Source organism: Pseudomonas sp. R-28-1W-6 (assembly GCF_009799925.1).
In the GTDB taxonomy this organism is placed as follows: domain Bacteria; phylum Pseudomonadota; class Gammaproteobacteria; order Pseudomonadales; family Pseudomonadaceae; genus Aquipseudomonas.
This window is the reverse complement of sequence record NZ_WELK01000004.1, coordinates 277,906-295,641: the sequence shown is the minus strand read 5'-3', so window position 1 is coordinate 295,641 and position 17,736 is coordinate 277,906. Positions and strand designations below refer to the sequence as shown.

Annotated in this window: 17 protein-coding genes and 1 pseudogene; 12 read left to right on the top strand and 6 right to left on the bottom strand. The window is 65.9% G+C overall.

The window, feature by feature from the left end:
- Window positions 1-235: 235 nt before the first annotated feature.
- The 10 genes from ccoN (at window position 236) to hemN (ending at window position 10,380) form a co-directional block, all read left to right on the top strand.
- Window positions 236-1,678: a cytochrome-c oxidase, cbb3-type subunit I gene (gene ccoN, locus F3I62_RS11185; protein WP_160079425.1), complete on the top strand. Its 1,443-nt coding sequence runs from the start codon at window positions 236-238 to the stop codon at window positions 1,676-1,678.
- Window positions 1,678-2,289: a cytochrome-c oxidase, cbb3-type subunit II gene (gene ccoO / locus F3I62_RS11180; RefSeq protein WP_160489711.1), complete on the top strand. Its 612-nt coding sequence runs from the start codon at window positions 1,678-1,680 to the stop codon at window positions 2,287-2,289. The genes ccoN and ccoO overlap by 1 nt, the downstream gene beginning before the upstream one ends.
- A 6-nt stretch (window positions 2,290-2,295) precedes the next feature.
- Window positions 2,296-2,481 carry a cbb3-type cytochrome c oxidase subunit 3 gene (locus tag F3I62_RS11175; protein WP_160083272.1) on the top strand — a complete coding sequence of 62 codons (186 nt, stop codon included), beginning with the start codon at window positions 2,296-2,298 and terminating at the stop codon, window positions 2,479-2,481.
- The gene (gene ccoP / locus F3I62_RS11170; RefSeq protein WP_160489710.1) at window positions 2,478-3,455 is read left to right on the top strand and encodes a cytochrome-c oxidase, cbb3-type subunit III; all 978 of its coding nucleotides are present in this window, start codon (window positions 2,478-2,480) and stop codon (window positions 3,453-3,455) included. Before F3I62_RS11175 ends, ccoP begins: the two co-directional genes overlap by 4 nt.
- Before the next feature lie 141 nt (window positions 3,456-3,596).
- The gene (ccoG, locus tag F3I62_RS11165) at window positions 3,597-5,006 is read left to right on the top strand and encodes a cytochrome c oxidase accessory protein CcoG (protein ID WP_160489709.1); all 1,410 of its coding nucleotides are present in this window, start codon (window positions 3,597-3,599) and stop codon (window positions 5,004-5,006) included.
- A 13-nt stretch (window positions 5,007-5,019) separates the two neighbouring features.
- Window positions 5,020-5,520 carry a FixH family protein gene (locus F3I62_RS11160; RefSeq protein WP_160489708.1) on the top strand — a complete coding sequence of 167 codons (501 nt, stop codon included), beginning with the start codon at window positions 5,020-5,022 and terminating at the stop codon, window positions 5,518-5,520.
- Between the two features lie 13 nt (window positions 5,521-5,533).
- Window positions 5,534-7,948 (top strand): heavy metal translocating P-type ATPase, encoded by a 2,415-nt coding sequence (locus tag F3I62_RS11155; RefSeq protein ID WP_160489707.1) that lies wholly within the window; start codon window positions 5,534-5,536, stop codon window positions 7,946-7,948.
- Window positions 7,949-7,964: 16 nt separating this feature from the next.
- Window positions 7,965-8,171 (top strand): cbb3-type cytochrome oxidase assembly protein CcoS, encoded by a 207-nt coding sequence (gene ccoS / locus F3I62_RS11150; RefSeq protein WP_160489706.1) that lies wholly within the window; start codon window positions 7,965-7,967, stop codon window positions 8,169-8,171.
- Window positions 8,164-8,847, top strand: coding sequence for a sulfite exporter TauE/SafE family protein (locus tag F3I62_RS11145; protein WP_160489705.1), 684 nt, complete (start codon window positions 8,164-8,166; stop codon window positions 8,845-8,847). Before ccoS ends, F3I62_RS11145 begins: the two co-directional genes overlap by 8 nt.
- Window positions 8,848-8,997: 150 nt before the next feature.
- Window positions 8,998-10,380, top strand: a complete 1,383-nt coding sequence (gene hemN / locus F3I62_RS11140; RefSeq protein ID WP_160489704.1) for an oxygen-independent coproporphyrinogen III oxidase — start codon at window positions 8,998-9,000, stop codon at window positions 10,378-10,380.
- Between the two features lie 53 nt (window positions 10,381-10,433).
- On the opposite strand, the gene F3I62_RS11135 is transcribed toward hemN, so the two are convergent.
- A complete protein-coding gene (locus tag F3I62_RS11135; protein WP_160489703.1) occupies window positions 10,434-10,835 on the bottom strand; it encodes an Ig domain-containing protein in 402 nt (133 codons plus the stop codon).
- Between the two features lie 274 nt (window positions 10,836-11,109).
- Here F3I62_RS11135 and fnr point away from each other — a divergent pair, with 274 nt between their 5' ends.
- Window positions 11,110-11,844 (top strand): fumarate/nitrate reduction transcriptional regulator Fnr, encoded by a 735-nt coding sequence (gene fnr / locus F3I62_RS11130; RefSeq protein ID WP_160079415.1) that lies wholly within the window; start codon window positions 11,110-11,112, stop codon window positions 11,842-11,844.
- 35 nt (window positions 11,845-11,879) lie between these two features.
- Window positions 11,880-12,428 carry an adenine phosphoribosyltransferase gene (locus tag F3I62_RS11125; protein WP_160489702.1) on the top strand — a complete coding sequence of 183 codons (549 nt, stop codon included), beginning with the start codon at window positions 11,880-11,882 and terminating at the stop codon, window positions 12,426-12,428.
- A 124-nt stretch (window positions 12,429-12,552) separates the two neighbouring features.
- Here the strand turns inward: F3I62_RS11125 and F3I62_RS11120 are convergent, their stop codons facing one another.
- From F3I62_RS11120 to dnaX, 5 genes and pseudogenes are all read right to left on the bottom strand, one after another.
- Complete coding sequence (locus F3I62_RS11120; protein WP_160489701.1) at window positions 12,553-13,701, bottom strand: acyl-CoA dehydrogenase family protein; 1,149 nt, start codon at window positions 13,699-13,701, stop codon at window positions 12,553-12,555.
- Between the two features lie 30 nt (window positions 13,702-13,731).
- Window positions 13,732-13,998 (bottom strand): annotated as a pseudogene (locus F3I62_RS20540) (hypothetical protein); the annotation flags it as partial.
- 119 nt (window positions 13,999-14,117) lie between these two features.
- Complete coding sequence (gene recR / locus F3I62_RS11110) at window positions 14,118-14,717, bottom strand: recombination mediator RecR (RefSeq protein WP_160489700.1); 600 nt, start codon at window positions 14,715-14,717, stop codon at window positions 14,118-14,120.
- A 175-nt stretch (window positions 14,718-14,892) separates the two neighbouring features.
- The gene (locus F3I62_RS11105) at window positions 14,893-15,219 is read right to left on the bottom strand and encodes a YbaB/EbfC family nucleoid-associated protein (RefSeq protein WP_160489699.1); all 327 of its coding nucleotides are present in this window, start codon (window positions 15,217-15,219) and stop codon (window positions 14,893-14,895) included.
- A gap of 22 nt (window positions 15,220-15,241) precedes the next feature.
- Window positions 15,242-17,329, bottom strand: a complete 2,088-nt coding sequence (gene dnaX, locus F3I62_RS11100) for a DNA polymerase III subunit gamma/tau (protein ID WP_160489698.1) — start codon at window positions 17,327-17,329, stop codon at window positions 15,242-15,244.
- Window positions 17,330-17,736: the final 407 nt, after the last annotated feature.

Here is a 17,736-nt window from a genome sequence, read left to right as displayed (position 1 = left end):
CTGCTGACAGTCGCACGCAGTAACAATTACAAGCGATTCCTTCTTCCGCGCAGCGCCTCTTCAGGTGCGAAAGTTTCGCAACTGCGTTGCTTATTGCCCCCCGCAAAGGCCCGGCAAAAGCCGCTAAAACCTTGATCGCACAGGCATGTAGCGTTGCAATGGGTACCTCATTTCTCCATACTTGCCGCCGATTTTTACCCCCCAAAAAACCTCCATTAACCGTGGAACCCCTAGCATGAGCACAGCAATCAGTCAGACTGCTTATAACTACAAGGTGGTCCGCCAGTTCGCCGTCATGACGGTAATCTGGGGCGTCATCGGGATGAGTCTAGGCGTGTTCATTGCCGCACAACTCGTGTGGCCAGAACTCAACCTGAACCTCCCCTGGACCAGCTTCGGACGCCTGCGTCCGCTGCACACCAACGCAGTCATCTTCGCCTTCGGTGGTTGCGCCCTGTTCGCCACCTCCTACTACGTGGTGCAGCGTACCTGCCAGGCCCGCCTGGTTTCCGACGGTCTGGCCGCCTTCACCTTCTGGGGTTGGCAAGCCGTGATCGTGCTGGCCGTGATCACCCTGCCGCTGGGTTACACCAGCTCCAAGGAATACGCCGAGCTGGAATGGCCGATCGACATCCTCCTGGGTCTGGTCTGGGTCACCTATGCCGTGGTGTTCTTCGGCACCGTGATGAAGCGCAAGAGCAAGCACATCTATGTGGGCAACTGGTTCTTCGGTGCCTTCATCCTGGTCACTGCCATGCTGCACATCATCAACAGCATGGAAATGCCGGTCAGCCTGTTCAAGTCGTACTCGCTGTACGCCGGCGCGACCGATGCCATGGTGCAATGGTGGTACGGCCACAACGCCGTGGGCTTCTTCCTGACCACCGGCTTCCTGGGGATGATGTACTACTTCGTACCCAAGCAGGCCGGTCGCCCGATCTACTCGTACCGCCTGTCCATCGTGCACTTCTGGGCGCTGATCACCCTGTACATCTGGGCCGGTCCGCACCACCTGCACTACACCGCCCTGCCGGACTGGGCCCAGTCCCTGGGCATGGCCATGTCCCTGATTCTGCTGGCTCCGAGCTGGGGTGGCATGATCAACGGCATGATGAGCCTGTCGGGCGCCTGGCATAAGCTGCGCAGCGACCCCATCCTGCGCTTCCTGGTGGTATCCCTGGCTTTCTACGGCATGTCCACCTTCGAAGGCCCGATGATGGCCATCAAGACCGTCAACGCCCTGTCCCACTACACCGACTGGACCATCGGCCACGTGCACGCCGGCGCCCTCGGCTGGGTGGCGATGATCTCCATCGGCTCGCTGTACCACCTGATCCCGAAAGTCTTCGGTCGCGAGCAGATGCACAGCGTCGGCCTGATCAACGCCCACTTCTGGCTGGCGACCATCGGCACCGTGCTGTACATCGCTTCCATGTGGGTCAACGGCATCACCCAGGGCCTGATGTGGCGTGCAGTCAACGAAGACGGCACCCTCACCTACTCCTTCGTTGAAGCCCTCGAAGCCAGCCACCCCGGCTTCTTGGTCCGCGCTATCGGCGGTGCCTTCTTCGTCGCCGGCATGCTGCTGATGGCCTACAACACCTACCGCACCGTGCGCGCGGCCAAACCGGCTGAATACGAAGCCGCCGCCCGCATCCCTGCCGAGGTCGCTCACTGATGAAAAGCCACGAAATAGTCGAGAAGAACATCGGCCTGCTGGCTCTGTTCATGGTCATCGCCGTCAGCATCGGCGGCCTGACCCAGATCGTTCCGCTGTTCTTCCAGGATGTCACCAACACCCCGGTCGAGGGCATGAAGCCGCGTACCGCCCTGGAACTCGAAGGTCGCGACATCTACATCCGCGAAGGCTGCGTCGGCTGCCACTCGCAGATGATCCGTCCGTTCCGCGCCGAAACCGAACGCTACGGCCACTACTCGGTCGCCGGTGAAAGCGTCTGGGACCACCCGTTCCTGTGGGGTTCCAAGCGTACCGGCCCGGACCTGGCCCGCGTCGGCGGCCGCTACTCCGATGAATGGCACCGTGCGCACCTGTACAACCCGCGCAACGTGGTACCGGAGTCGAAGATGCCGGCTTACCCATGGCTGGTCGAGAACAAGCTGGATGGCAAAAACACCGCCACCAAGCTCGAAGCCATGCGCTCCATGGGCGTGCCCTACACCGACGCCGATATCGCCGGTGCGGCAGAAGCCGTGAAAGGCAAGACCGAGATGGAGGCGCTGGTCGCCTACCTGCAAGGTCTGGGCACCTCAATCAAGAACAAACGGTAACGCATGATGGATATCGGGACGCTTCGCGGTATTGGCACCGCCGTGGTTTTCATCGCTTTCATTGGCGTGGTGCTCTGGGCTTACAGCAGCAGACGCAAGGACAGCTTCGACGAAGCCGCCAACCTGCCCTTCGCCGACGACGCCCCCGCCAAAAAGCGTGACGAACAAGCTTCTGGGAGCAATAAAGAATGACTACCTTCTGGAGTCTGTACATCACCGTGCTGAGCCTGGGCACCATCGTCGCCCTTACCGTGCTGATCTTCAGCGTGCGCAAGGGGCAACGCCAGGAAGCCACGGAAGAAACCCTCGGCCACGAGTTCGACGGCATCGCCGAATACGACAACCCGTTGCCGAAGTGGTGGTTCATGCTGTTCATCGGCACCATCGTCTTCGCCCTCGGCTACCTGGTGCTCTACCCGGGCCTGGGTACCTGGAAAGGCCTGCTGCCGGGCTACAACGAAGTGGGCGACGGCAAGCCGTTCGCCAACGGCGAGCCAGGCTGGACCGGCGTGCACCAGTGGGAAAAGGAGATGCTGCGCGCTGACAAGCAGTACGCGCCGATCTACGCCCAGTACGCCAAGATGCCGATCGAGGAAGTGGCCAAGGACGAGAAAGCCCTGAAGATGGGGGGCCGCCTGTTCGCCTCCAACTGCTCGGTCTGCCACGGCTCCGACGCCAAGGGGGCCTACGGCTTCCCCAACCTGACCGACAACGAGTGGCGCTGGGGCGGTACTCCGGCCGACATCAAGCAGACCATCACTGCCGGCCGTCACGGCATGATGCCTGCCCAGGCTCCGACCATCGGCGAAGATGGCGTGCGCAACGCCGCTGCCTATGTGCTCACCGAACTGGCCGGGCGCAAGCTGCCGGAAGGCGTGACCGCCGACATCGAAGCCGGTCGCAAGATCTTCTCCAGCACCTGCTTCGCCTGCCACGGCGCGGACGGCAAGGGCACCCCGAGCATGGGTGCACCGAACCTGACCAACCCGAGCGCCTTCATCTACGGCAGCAGCTATGCCCAGCTGCAGCAGACCATCCGCTACGGCCGCAACGGCAACATGCCGGCGCAGCTGCAGTACGTGGGTAGCGAAGACAAGGTGCACCTGTTGGCCGCTTACGTGTACAGCCTGTCGCACGGCGCAAAGCCGGAAACAGTCGAGAAGTAAACCGCCATTTGTCCGGGTGCGCGACCCAAGGTCGCACCCGGACAAAGCTCGTTTCGGCGTACTATATAGGCATGCGTGACGCCCTGACTCCAGTCGGCAGGTACTGACCGGAGCAATCACCTACCGCCGTGGTACGAGCCGATGAGCGAACAAATTCCCGTCAAGAATCTCACCCCGCAACATGCCAAAGGCAGCGTCGACCTGTACGCCAGCCGTGAGAAAATCTACACCCGCGCCTTTACCGGCCTGTTCCGCAACCTTCGAGTAGGTGGCGGGGCCCTCCTCTTCATCCTCTATTTCGGTACCGCCTGGCTCAGCTGGAATGACCGGCAAGCAGTCTGGTGGGATCTGCCCGAGCGCAAGTTCTACATCTTTGGCGCCACCTTCTGGCCGCAGGACTTCGCCCTGCTGTCCTGGCTGCTGATCATCTGCGCCTTCGGCCTGTTCTTCATCACCGTGTTCGCCGGGCGAGTCTGGTGCGGCTACACCTGCCCGCAGAGCGTATGGACCTGGGTCTTCATGTGGTGCGAGAAGGTCACCGAAGGCGACCGCAACCAGCGCATGAAGCTGGACAAGCAGCCCATGAGCGGCCAGAAATTCCTGCGCAAGGCCGCCAAGCACTCGCTGTGGATTCTGATCGGCCTGGTCACCGGTCTGACCTTCGTCGGCTACTTCTCGCCGATCCGCGACCTGGTGCCGGGCCTGCTCGACGGCAGCGCCGACGGCTGGGCCTATTTCTGGGTCGGTTTCTTCACCCTGGCCACCTACGGCAACGCCGGCTGGCTGCGCGAGCAGGTGTGCATCTACATGTGCCCCTATGCACGCTTCCAGAGCGTGATGTTCGACAAGGACACCCTGATCGTCTCCTACGACCCGCGCCGTGGCGAAACCCGTGGCCCGCGCAAGAAGACCGCCGACTACAAGGCCGAAGGCCTCGGCGACTGCATCGACTGCACCCTGTGCGTGCAGGTCTGCCCGACCGGCATCGACATCCGTGACGGCCTGCAGATCGAGTGCATCGGTTGCGCCGCCTGCGTCGACGCCTGCGACAGCATCATGGAGAAGATGAACTACCCGAAAGGCCTGATCAGCTACACCACCGAGCACAACCTGTCCGGCCAGCAGACCCACCTGCTGCGCCCGCGCCTGATCGGCTACGCCATCGCCCTGATCGCGATGATCGGCCTGTTCGGCTGGACCGTCGCCCACCGCTCGCTGGTCGAGCTCGACGTGCTCAAGGACCGCGTGCTGTTCCGCGAGAACGAACAGGGCTTCATCGAGAACGTCTACACCCTCAAGCTGATGAACAAGGCCCAGCGCGACCTGACCTTCATGGTCAGCGCCGAAGGCCTCGACGGCCTGGTCTACGAAGGCAAGCGCGAACTCAAGGCCGCCGAAGGCGAGGTACTCTCGGTACCCGTGGAGCTGTCCATCCCGCCGGAGAAACTGCCGTCGAGCACCAACGAGATCCGCTTCAAGATCCAGGCGGTCGAAGACCCGACCATCCAGAGCGACTCTGTCAGCCGCTTTATCGGCCCCAGCGTCCGCTAACCAAGGAAATTGCATGCAACCCGATAGCCTCGTCAGACCCTGGTACAAAGAATTCTGGGTCTGGTTCATCCTCGGCATTCTCGGCATGTCCGTGATTCTCGGCACCACCATGCTGGTGATCGCGACCAAGAACCCGCCGGGCCTGATCGCCGACAACTATTACGACGTCGGCAAGGGCATCAACACCTCGCTGGAACGCGAGAACCTGGCCAGCCGCCTCAAGCTCAAGGCCAGCCTGGTACTGGACAACGACAAGGGTACCGCCAACCTGCAGCTGCAGGGCTACAGCAACCCGCCGCAGCTGGTGCTCAACCTGATCTCGCCGACCCAGCCCGAGCGTGATCGCCGGGTGATCCTGCAACTGCAGGGCGATGGCAGCTACTTCGGGCAGATGCCGGATCTGGTCGAGGGCCGCCGCTTCGTCGAGCTGATCGGCCAGGAAGGCGGCCAGGACTGGCGCCTGTTCGAGGAAGAGCAATTGGCCAGCGGCCAGTCGGTCCAGCTCGGCGAGTAACCGATCCGCGCCCATGAGCAGTCCCCTCCCCTGTTACCACTGTGGCTTGCCGGTTCCCGCCGGCAGCCGCTTCGAGGCCCGTGTACTCGGCGAGACGCGGGCCTTGTGCTGTCCGGGCTGCCAGGCGGTGGCCGAGGCCATCGTCGCCGGCGGTTTGGAAAACTACTACCGCCACCGCAGCGACAGCGCGATCAACCCGCAGGCCCTGCCCAAGGCCCTCAGCGACGAGCTGGAGCTGTACGACCGCAGCGAAGTGCAACAGCCCTTCGTCCAGCACCAGGGCGAACTCAGCGAAACCGTGCTGCTGATCGAAGGCATCAGCTGCGCGGCCTGCGGCTGGCTGATCGAGAAACACCTGCGCACCCTGCACGGCGTCGCCGAAGCCAGCCTCAACCTGTCCAGCCAGCGCCTGCAGGTGCGCTGGGCCGACAGCCAGCTGCCGCTCAGCCAGCTGCTCAAGGAACTGCGCAAGATCGGCTACGCCGGCCACCCCTGGCAGGCCGACGCCGCCAGCGCACGCCTGGCCGAGGAGAACCGCAAGGCCCTGCGCCAGATCGGCGTCGCCGGCCTGCTGTGGATGCAGGTGATGATGGCGGCGATGGCCACCTGGCCGGAGTTCAACATCGACCTGTCGCCCGAGCTGGACAAGATCCTGCGCTGGACCAGCCTGTTCCTCACCACGCCCATCGTCTTCTACTGCTGCGGCCAGTTCTTCCGCGGCGCCCTGCGCGACCTGCGCACCCGCCACCTGACCATGGACGTGTCGGTGTCGCTGGCCATCGGCGGCGCCTACGTGGCCGGCATCTGGTCCACGGTCACCGGCATTGGCGAGCTGTACTTCGATGCGGTCGGCATGTTCGCCCTGTTCCTGCTGGCCGGCCGCTACCTGGAACGGCGCGCCCGCGAGCGCACGGCGGCGGCCACCGCGCAGCTGGTCAACCTGTTGCCAGCCTCCTGCCTGCGCCTGGATCAGGCCGGCCAGAGCCAGCGCATCCTGCTGCGCGAACTGCGCGTCGGCGACCGCGTGCTGGTGCCGCCCGGCGGCCTGCTGCCGGCGGACGGGCGCATCCACAGCGGCCAGTCCAGCGTCGACGAGTCGCTGCTCACCGGCGAGTACCTGCCGCTACCCCGCGCGGAAGGAGATACTGTGACAGCCGGCACCCTCAACGTGGAGAGCCCGCTGACCGTCGAAGTCCAGGCCCTCGGCGCCGATACCCGGCTGTCCGCCATCGTCCGCCTGCTGGAACGCGCCCAGGCCGACAAACCGCGCATCGCCGAGCTGGCCGACCGCGTGGCGCAGTGGTTCCTGCTGATCGTGCTCGGCGTGGCGGCCGTGGTCGGCCTGGTCTGGTGGCAGATCGACCCGCAGCGCGCGTTCTGGATCGTCCTCGCGCTGCTGGTCGCCACCTGCCCCTGCGCCCTTTCCCTGGCCACCCCGACTGCGTTGACCACCGCCACCGGCAGCCTGCACAAGCTCGGCCTGCTGCTCACCCGCGGCCACGTGCTGGAGGGGCTGAAGCAGATCGATACGGTGATCTTCGACAAGACCGGCACCCTCACCGAGGGCCGCCTGACCCTGGACCGCATCCTCACCCTGCGCGAGTTCGACAGCGACGCCTGCCTGGCCCTGGCCGCCGCCCTCGAACACGGCTCCGAACACCCCATCGCCCGCGCCTTCGGCCACAGCCAGCAAGGCGCCGAGCAGCTGCGCAGCGAACCCGGCCAGGGCCTGGAAGGCCTGGTCGACGGCCGCCGCCTGCGCATCGGTCAGCCCGCCTACGTGGCCGCGCTGGCCGCGCGCAGCGCCCCGCCGATTCCCGGCGAGCACGGCCAGTGGCTGCTGCTCGGCGATGAACGCGGCCCGCTGGCCTGGTTCGTCCTCGATGATCGCCTGCGCGCCGATGCCGCGCAGCTGCTCGCCGCCTGCCGCGCCCAGCACTGGAACATCATCCTGCTGTCCGGCGACAGCTCGCCGATGGTCGGCGAAGTGGCGCGCCAGCTGGGCATCAGCGACGCCCGCGGCGGCCTGACCCCGGATGCCAAGCTGGCCGTCTTGCAGCAGCTGCACCAAGACGGCCACCGCGTGCTGATGCTCGGCGACGGGGTCAACGACGTACCGGTGCTGGCCGGCGCCGACATCAGCGTGGCCATGGGCAGCGCCACCGACCTGGCCAAGACCAGCGCCGACGCCGTGCTGCTGTCCAATCGCCTGGGCAGCCTGGTGCAGGCCTTCGCCATGGCTCGCCGTACGCGGCGCATCATTGTCGAGAACCTGGCCTGGGCCAGCCTGTACAATGGTCTGGTACTGCCGTTCGCCGCCGCAGGCCTGGTCACTCCGCTGTGGGCCGCCTTCGGCATGTCGGTCAGCTCGCTGCTGGTGGTACTCAACGCCCTGCGCCTGACCCGCACCCCGGCGACTCGCCCCTAAGCCCATCGGAGCCACCATGTCCGCGCTGTATATCCTGATTCCGGTTGCCGTGGCCCTGGTCGGTTTCGCCATCTGGCTGTTCGTCTGGGCCGTGGACAACGGCCAGTACGACGACCTCGACAGCCCGGCGCACAGCATCCTGTTCGACGACGAAGACCCGCAGCACAAGGCCGGCATCGCCGAAGCCGACAAGCCCGCGGAGCAGGACGAGCCCCGTGCTTGAACTGGCGCCGCTGCTGGTTTCCGCGCTGATCCTCGGCCTGCTCGGCGGCGGCCATTGCCTGGGCATGTGCGGCGGCCTGATGGGTGCCCTGACCCTGGCCATCCCCGCCGAGCAGCGCGCCCGGCGCCTGCGCCTGCTGCTGGCCTACAACCTCGGCCGCATCCTCAGCTACGCGGCTGCCGGCGTGCTGATCGGCCTGGCCGGCTGGGCCGTGGCCAGCAGTCCGGCGGCCATGGTCCTGCGGGTCATCGCCGCCGGGCTGCTGATCGCCATGGGCCTGTACCTGGCCGGCTGGTGGAGCGGCCTGACCCGCATCGAAGGCCTCGGCCGCCATCTCTGGCGCCATCTGCAGCCGATCGCCAGCCGCCTGATGCCGATCAGCAGCGTGCCGCGCGCCCTGCTGCTCGGCGCGATCTGGGGCTGGCTGCCCTGCGGCCTGGTCTACAGCACCCTGCTGTGGGCGGCCAGCCAGGGCTCGGCCCTGGACAGCGGCCTGCTGATGCTGGCCTTCGGCCTCGGCACCTGGCCGGTGCTGCTGGCCACCGGCATGGCCGCCGAACGCCTGACCGCCCTGCTGCGCCGGCGCGGCGTACGCATGGCCGGCGGCCTGGTGGTCATCCTGTTCGGCCTGTGGACCCTGCCCGGCCCTCACCAGCACTGGCTGATGGGGCACTGAGCGGCGACCCCGGCGTTAAACAGCGCACAGTTGCGCAGCGCGCCGAGCCGCCGAAGCCGTCAGCCACCGCCACCCTGATCCAGGTCAAGACCCTTCTGCCGCGCGCTGCCTAGACTCGCAACCATTGCTTGCCTTTGCAGGGACAACCGCATGCTCGACGCCATCCGCTGGGACACCGACCTGATTCGCCGCTACGATCTGCCGGGCCCGCGCTACACCTCCTACCCGACCGCCGTGCAGTTCCACAGCGATGTCGGCTCTTTCGACCTGCTGCATGCCCTGCGCGACAGCCGCAAGGCCCTGCGTCCGCTGTCCCTGTACGTGCACGTGCCGTTCTGCGCCAACATCTGCTACTACTGCGCCTGCAACAAGGTGATCACCAAGGATCGCGGCCGCGCCCTGCCCTATGTCGAGCGCCTGGAAAAGGAAATCGCCAGCATCGCCTGCCACCTGGACCGCCAGCAGGTGGTCGAGCAGCTGCACTTCGGCGGCGGCACCCCGACCTTCCTCAGCCATGACGAACTGCGCCGGCTGATGGCCCATCTGCGCGAGCACTTCAGCCTGCTGGACGACGACTCCGGCGACTACGGCATCGAGATCGACCCGCGCGAGGCCGACTGGTCGACCATGGGCCTGCTCCGCGAGCTGGGCTTCAACCGCGTCAGCCTCGGCGTACAGGACCTCGATCCGGCCGTGCAGCGGGCGATCAACCGCCTGCAGAGCCTGGAAGAGACCCGTGCCATCGTCGAAGCGGCGCGGACCCTGCAATTCCGCTCGGTGAACATCGACCTGATCTACGGCCTGCCCAAGCAGACCCCGGAAAGCTTCGCCCGCACCGTGGCCGAAGTCATCGCCCTGCAACCGGATCGCCTGTCGGTGTTCAACTACGCGCACCTGCCGGAACGCTTCCTGCCGCAGCGGCGGATCAACAGCGAAGAGCTGCCCTGCCCGGCCGACAAGCTGGCCATGCTGCAAGGCAGCATCGAGCAGCTGACCGCCGCCGGTTACCGCTACATCGGCATGGACCACTTCGCCCTGCCCGACGACGAGCTGGCCACGGCCCAGGAAGACGGCACCCTGCAGCGCAACTTCCAGGGCTACACCACCCACGGCCACTGCGACCTGATCGGCCTCGGCGTGTCCTCCATCAGCCAGATCGGCGACCTCTACTGCCAGAACAGCAGCGACCTGGGCAACTACCAGCAGAGCATCGACAACGGCCAGCTCGCCACCCTGCGCGGCCTGGTGTGCAATGCAGACGACCGCATCCGCCGCGCGGTGATCCAGCAGTTGATCTGCGAATTCCAGCTGGACTTCCAGCAGATCGAAGACCGCTTCAACATCGATTTCCGCGGCTACTTCTCCAGCCTCTGGCCGCAGCTGCAACAGCTGGCGCGCGACGGCCTGATCGAGCTGAGCGACAAGGGCATCGATGTGCGCCCGGCCGGCCGCCTGCTGGTGCGCTCGGTGTGCATGCTGTTCGATCGCTACCTGGAACAACAGAACCAGCAGCGTTTCTCCCGGGTAATCTGAGCGGCGGCAGGCCCGGTGCGCGGGGGGCGCGCCAGGCCAGCCGCCGAGCAGGTTCAATGCGCCGCCAGCACCTCCAGCCGGTACGACCGCTCGGCTTTCTTGCCCACGCATTGGGTACCGTAGCTACCGGCATAGACCCGCAGCGGATACACCCCGGGGGTCAGTGGCGTACCGGCAATCACGCCATGCGCGGCACGCTCCGCATGCTCCAGCGTCAGGCCGGCCGGCAGCGGCTGCCTGGGGCTGACATGGATGCCGGTCAGCGGCGAGCTGGTGTCGACCACCTCGATGCGCACCCAATAAGGCTCACCCGCTCGCGCCGCCGGCAGCTCCCGCGGCAGGATATCCATCTCCGGGCGCATGGCGCAGCCGACCAGGGTGTTGGCCACGAACAGTACCTCACAACCTGCCAGCAGCAGGGTACAACCGAGTAACGCGAAGAGTTTCTGGGGCATGCCGATCCTTGGCCTGTGCGGGGTGGGCAAAATGCCGCTGCGGCTAAAGCGCACAACGGTGCGCCCATCTTTCACCCGCCGCGGCCTGGGTGCAACCGGCACGCGCGGCCTCGTACTGCACGCCAACCGCCGTCGCTCTCGCCGGACCGGGTCCGACGGCCTTAGCGGTCGAAACCTGAACGAACTGTCAGGCCACCGTTCTAGGCTGGCTAGATGGACCGGGCATGCGTTACCCTTGCCACCTATGCGTGTTTAGCCAGCAGGAACCCCCGTGATGCCCGAGACCATCAAGGTGCACACCCCGCACCAGGCCCATTGCAAGGATTGCAGTCTGGCGGCGCTGTGCCTCCCGCTGTCACTGAACCTGGAGGACATGGATGCCCTCGACGAGATCGTCAAACGCGGCCGCCCGCTGAAGAAGGGCGAGTTCCTGTTCCGCCAGGGCGATGCCTTCGCCTCGGTATTCGCGGTGCGCGCCGGTGCGCTGAAGACCTTCAGCCTGAGCGACGGCGGCGAGGAGCAGATCACCGGCTTCCACCTGCCCAGCGAGCTGGTCGGCCTGTCCGGCATGGACACCGAGCTGTACCCGGTCTCCGCCCAGGCGCTGGAAACCACCTCGGTCTGTGAAATCCCCTTCGAGCGCCTGGACGAACTGTCCGTGCAGCTGCCGCAACTGCGCCGCCAGCTGATGCGGGTGATGAGCCGGGAAATCCGCGACGACCAGCAGATGATGATGCTGCTGTCGAAGAAGACCGCCGACGAGCGCATCGCCACCTTCCTGGTCAACCTCTCTGCTCGCTTCCGCGCCCGCGGCTTCTCGCCCAACCAGTTCCGCCTGGCCATGTCGCGCAACGAGGTCGGCAACTACCTGGGCCTGGCGGTGGAAACCGTCTCGCGGGTGTTCACCCGCTTCCAGCAGAACGGCCTGCTCGCCGCCGAAGGCAAGGAAGTGCACATCCTCGACCCGATCGAGCTGTGCGCCCTGGCGGGCGGCAACGTGGACAGCTGACAGCCTGCACAGAACCGGCCGACAGGAATCTGACGATGATCTTCGACGAATTCACTATCAAATCCCTGATCCGTCCGGTGCCGGACTTCCCCAAGCCGGGCGTGGTGTTTCGCGACATCACCCCGATTTTCCAGTCGCCGCGCGCCCTGCGCATGGTCGCCGACAGCTTCATCCAGCGCTATGTGGAAAACGACTTCAGCCACATCGCGGCCATGGATGCGCGCGGCTTCCTGATCGGCTCGATCATCGCCTACGAACTGAACAAGCCGCTGATCCTGTTTCGCAAGCAGGGCAAGCTGCCGACCGAGGTACTGAGCGAGAGCTACCAGACCGAGTACGGCGAGGCGCTGCTGGAAGTGCAGGCCGACAGCCTGTGCGAAGGCGACTCGGTGCTGATCTTCGATGACCTGATCGCCACCGGCGGCACCCTGCTCGCCGCCGCCCGCCTGGTCCGGCGCATGGGCGCCAGGGTTCACGAAGCCGCGGCGATCATCGACCTGCCCGAACTGGGCGGCTCGCAGAAGCTGCAAGACAGCGGCATCGCCGTATTCTGCCTGACCGCCTTCGAGCTCGACGAAGGTTAAGCCGCCCCTTCACCAGGCCCCGTAGACCGACCGACGCAAAGGCACCCGCCGCGGTGCCCATCTGCCGGGAGCTGCCGGCAGAGCAGCACGACCACTCGCCGACAAGCGCCAGCCTGGCTGGGGCTCAGAGCCCCATCTGCTTGCTGATGATCTCGTTCATCACTTCGCGCGTGCCACCGCCGATCGAGAGGATGCGGTTGTCGCGGTACAGGCGCTCGACCAGCGACTCGCGCATGAAACCCATGCCGCCGAGGATCTGCGTGGCGTCGTAGGTGATGCGGTCGGAGACGTCGGTGGCGAAGTTCTTGGCCATGGAGATCTCCTTGATCACGCTCTTGCCGGCGGCCATCTTGGCGGCCTGGCGGTAGGTGAACTCGCGTGACACCTCCAGCTGGGTGGCCATCTCGGCCAGGCGGTGCTTGAGCACCTGGAACTTGCCGATCGGCTTGCCGAAGGCCTGGCGATCATTAGCCCATTTCAGCGTCTCCTCCAGGGCCAGCTGCGAGGTCATGTTGGCCATGATCGCCAGCGACAGGCGCTCGCTCTGGAAGTTGGCCATGATCCCGGCAAAGCCCATGTTCTCGGCGCCGATCAGGTTACCCAGCGGCACCTTGCAGTCGTCGAAGAACAGCTCGGCGGTATCGGACGCCCACCAGCCCATCTTCTTCAGCGAGCGGCCGACGGTGAAACCCGGCGTGCCCTTCTCGATCAGCAGCAGGCTGACGCCGCCGAACCCCTCGCCACCGGTGCGCACCGCCACCGTGTAGTAGTCGGCGCGCACGCCGCTGGTGATGAAGGTCTTGCTGCCGGTGACACGATAGAAATCGCCATCACGTACGGCGCGGGTCTTGAGATTGGCCACATCAGAACCACCGGACGGCTCGGTCACCGCCAGGGCCATGATCTTCTCGCCGGCCAGCACCTGCGGCACCACGCGCTCGCGCACTTGCGGGCAAGCCCATTTGAGCACCGGCGGCAGGCCGATATCCAGCGAGCCGAGCCCGGCCACCAGGCCGCCGGAGCCACAGCGCATCAGCTCCTCGCTGACCGCCACCTTGGCGAACAGGTCGCCCTCGTGGCTGCCGCCGAACTGTTCCGGGTAGCCGATGCCGAGGATGCCGGCGGCACCGGCTTTGCGGTACAGCTCGCGGGGAAACTCCTCGGCCTCCTCCCAGTCCGCCACGTGGGGCAGCACTTCGCGCTCGACGAAACGGCGCACCGAATCGCGAACCAGTTGATGGGAGTCGTCGAAATAGTCCTGGAAGGCGGTCATGAGGCAGCTCCGGATAAGGTTGCATCGACCTTAACCGAGCGCTTGCTTGGTTTCAAGAAGACGTATCGGCCAAGCCAGGCGACGATTGCGTTGCCCGCTGCCGGGTGGCGAAGCGCCGCGCCCGTTGCTTGCGCCGGTGACGCTGAGCACGGCAATCGGCATCCACCCGGGGGAACCGAGGATACGCCCGCCATGGATCGGTAGCTGCAGCTGATAGAAACGCTCGCCCGCAGTGCCGACGCCGGGTATCTCGCGACCGAGCACACGGCCATCCTCGCCATCCACGAAGACCCAGGCTATGTATGCCAGCGTCATCGCCCCGGTGCACAGAGTCCGCGCTGACGGGAGCGCTTTGCGCCGCGCCATTCGCGGCGGAAGCCGCTCCCACGTGGCCGGTGCGGTACCCCGGCGGAGGCTCAGTGGGCGATCGGCCGCCGTCCGGCAAAGGCATGGGCCAGGGTGCCGCCGTCCACCAGTTCCAGCTCGCCTCCCAGCGGTACGCCATGGGCGATACGCGACAGAATGATGCCCTTGCCGTCGAGCAGCTGGGCAATGTAGTGGGCGGTGGCCTCCCCCTCTACCGTCGGGTTGGTGGCCAGGATCACTTCGCCGAAGCTGCCTGCCTCGATCCGCGCCAGCAGCTCGGGGATGCCGATAGCCTCCGGGCCCAGGCCGTCGAGTGGCGACAGATGGCCCTTGAGCACGAAGTAGCGCCCGCGATAGCCGGTCTGCTCGACGGCGAACACATCCAGCGGCCCCTCGACCACGCACAGCAGGCTGTCGTCCCGGCGCGGATCGGCGCACTGCGGGCACAGCTCGTCCTCGCTCAGGGTACGGCAGCGCGTGCAGTGCCCTACCCCCTCCATCGCCGCAGTCAGCGCCTGGGCCAGGCGCAAACCGCCAGCGCGATCACGCTCGAGCATCTGCAGGGCCATGCGCTGGGCAGTCTTCTGCCCGACTCCAGGCAGGATACGCAAGGCGTCGACCAGTTGGCGGATCAGTGGGCTGAAGCTCATGGAGGGGTACCGTGAAAAAGGCGATGCTTTGAATGATGGGCACGCAGTGAGGGGCGTTCAGACGCGGTGCAGAGCAAGGCGCGTTTCGGCCCGGCCAGCGGAGTTTACTGACCGTAAATGAGCATGCCCGGGCCGAAGTGCAACGCTGCTATGTGCTGCGGCTGGACGTCGCGTCTTAGAAGGGCATTTTGAAGCCGGGGGGAAGCTGCATACCTGCGGTCATGCCGGACATCTTGTCCTGGCTGTTCTGCTCGACCTTGCGCACGGCATCGTTGACCGCCGCGGCGATCAGGTCCTCCAGCACTTCCTTGTCTTCCTGCATCAGGCTGTCGTCGAGGGTGATGCGCTTGACGTCGTGACGACCTGTCATCACCACGCTGACCAGGCCGGCGCCGGACTGGCCGGTGACTTCGGCATTGGCCAGTTCTTCCTGCATCTTGGCCATTTTTTCTTGCATCTGCTGAGCCTGCTTCATCAGGCCTGCCATGCCACCTTTCATCATGATGGGTTCCTCGGCGAATCAATTAATGGGTCAGGGGTTCGATGGACTCGGCGCGGATCACCGCTCCGAATTGTTGAATCATCTGCTGCACCAGCGGGTCGTCCTGAATCGACTGCTCGGCCAGGCGCTGGCGCTCGGCGCGCTTGCGCGCAGCAGCCTGGGCCGGAGTCTCCTGCTCGGGCAGGATCAGCTCGATGCGCAGCTCGATGTTACGCCCCAGGTGCTGGTTCAGCGCGTCATTCAGACGACGTTGCTGGGTGGCATTGAACAGCGCGCTGTGGCCCGGGTCCAGGTGTAGCAGCCAGGCGTCGCCATCGGCTTCGATCAAGGTGCAGTTGGCGCCGATGCTGCCGGTCATACCGGACAGGCCCAGGTGCGGGAACAGGTCCAGCCACTCGGCGGCCAGGCCGGTGGCCGGCTTGGCGGCCGGCAACGGCTCGGGCTCGGCTTGCGGCTCGGCGGCCGACACGTCGAAGTCGTAGTCGAGGCTGTCGCCATCCACTTCGGCATAGTCGTAGTCGCCGGGCGGCGGTTCGTCGTCATCGCCCTCCTCGGCTTGCGCAACGGCTGGCACCACGGCGGGCGGAGCCGGTACAGCGGCAACAGCCGGCGGCTCGGCTTCGGCAACAACCGATTGCAGCGCCGGAGCCGCCTCGATCACCGCAGGCTCGCTGGCAAGCGGCGCCAGCACGGGCTCGGCAACTGCCAACGCGGACGGGCTCGCCGCCTCCCAGGGCAGGTCGACAACCGGTGCTGCGACCACGCTCGGCACGCTGGCCGGAGCCGCCGCAAGGGTAGCCGCCGGCACCGCTGCCGGCGCAACCGGGGCAGGCACCGACTCGACCGCAGCAACCGGCGCGACGACAGGAGGCGGAGCCGGAACTACGGGCGCGGCAACGACGGGGGATGCGATAGAAGCCGGCTGGGCAGCAAGGGCTGCGCCGGCCACTGGGTTGGTCGTGGAATCAGCTGTGGCCTTGCTGATTCCCAGATCCTTTAAAGGTGAGCGGGGCGCCCCGTCGGCATCCGCCGGGCGGAACGCCAACATGCGCAGCAGGACCATCTCGAAACCGCTGCGCGGGTCCGGCGCCAGCGGCAGGTCGCGGCGGCCGATCAGGCCCATCTGGTAGTAGAACTGCACATCCTCGGCTGGCAAGGCCTGGGCCAGCGCCAGGACCTTGTCGCGATCCCCCTGGCCGTTGTCCACCGCTTCGGGCAGGGCCTGGGCCACCGCCACCCGGTGCAGCACGTTGAGCATCTCGGAGAGCACGCCGTTCCAGTCCGGGCCTTGCTCGGCCAGATGGCGCACGGCCTCGAGCAGCGCCCGCGCATCGCCTTCGAGCAGCGCATGCAGCACGCCGTAGACCTGACCGTGGTCGAGGGTGCCGAGCATCGCGCGCACATCGGCGGCCAGCACCTTGCCCTCGCCAAAGGCGATGGCCTGGTCGGTCAGGCTCATGGCATCGCGCATCGAACCATCGGCGGCACGGCCGAGCAGCCACAGGGCGTCGTCCTCGAACGGCACGCTCTCGGCGGTCAATACATGGGTCAGGTGCTCGACCACCCGCTCCGGCGGCATGTTCTTCAGGGAGAACTGCAGGCAACGGGAGAGAATGGTGACCGGCAGTTTCTGCGGGTCGGTGGTGGCCAGCAGGAACTTGACGTGGGGTGGCGGCTCTTCGAGGGTCTTGAGCAGCGCGTTGAACGAGTGCGTGGAGAGCATGTGCACTTCGTCGATCAGGTAGACCTTGTAACGCCCGCGGCTCGGCGCGTACTGCACGTTTTCCAGCAGTTCGCGGGTGTCCTCGACCTTGGTGCGGCTGGCGGCGTCGACTTCGATCAGGTCGACGAAGCGGCCCTCGTCGATCTCGCGGCACACCGAACACTCACCGCACGGCGTGGAGCTGATGCCGGTCTCGCAGTTCAGGCACTTGGCGATGATCCGCGCGATGGTGGTCTTGCCCACCCCGCGGGTGCCGGTGAACAGGTACGCATGGTGCAGGCGCTGGCTGTCCAGGGCATTGATCAGGGCCTTGAGCACATGGGTCTGGCCGACCATTTCGCGGAACGAGCGCGGACGCCATTTACGTGCAAGAACCTGATAACTCATCGAAAACCGTCGCGTCTGGATAACAGAGGGGCTAATCCTAGCGGAGCACCGGGTAAATTGCATCCGCGCCGGCGGATTGGCCGGCCTGGAACTGCCACGGACGAGGGCCGGCGCCGCAAGGAGCGTGAAAGAGGCGTGCTTTCGCCCTGCCAGGCCAGGCCATGAGCAGCAGATAAGACGAAGGGGAAGATTTCGGAAAACAGACAACCCGGAGCGGGTTATGGAGGCGGTCCCACCAGCCACACCCCGGCACACGATGTTCCCGCTGTGGCTGCTTCCTTCCGGACCTGACCGGGGTGGAGTGCAAGCACTCCTCGCAGTTTGCTGAAAGCTGCACTGCGTCTGGGCTGGTGGGGGGTTGATGGGTGATTCGCCAACATTCATTTCGAACGGGCGAGTACGCCTGA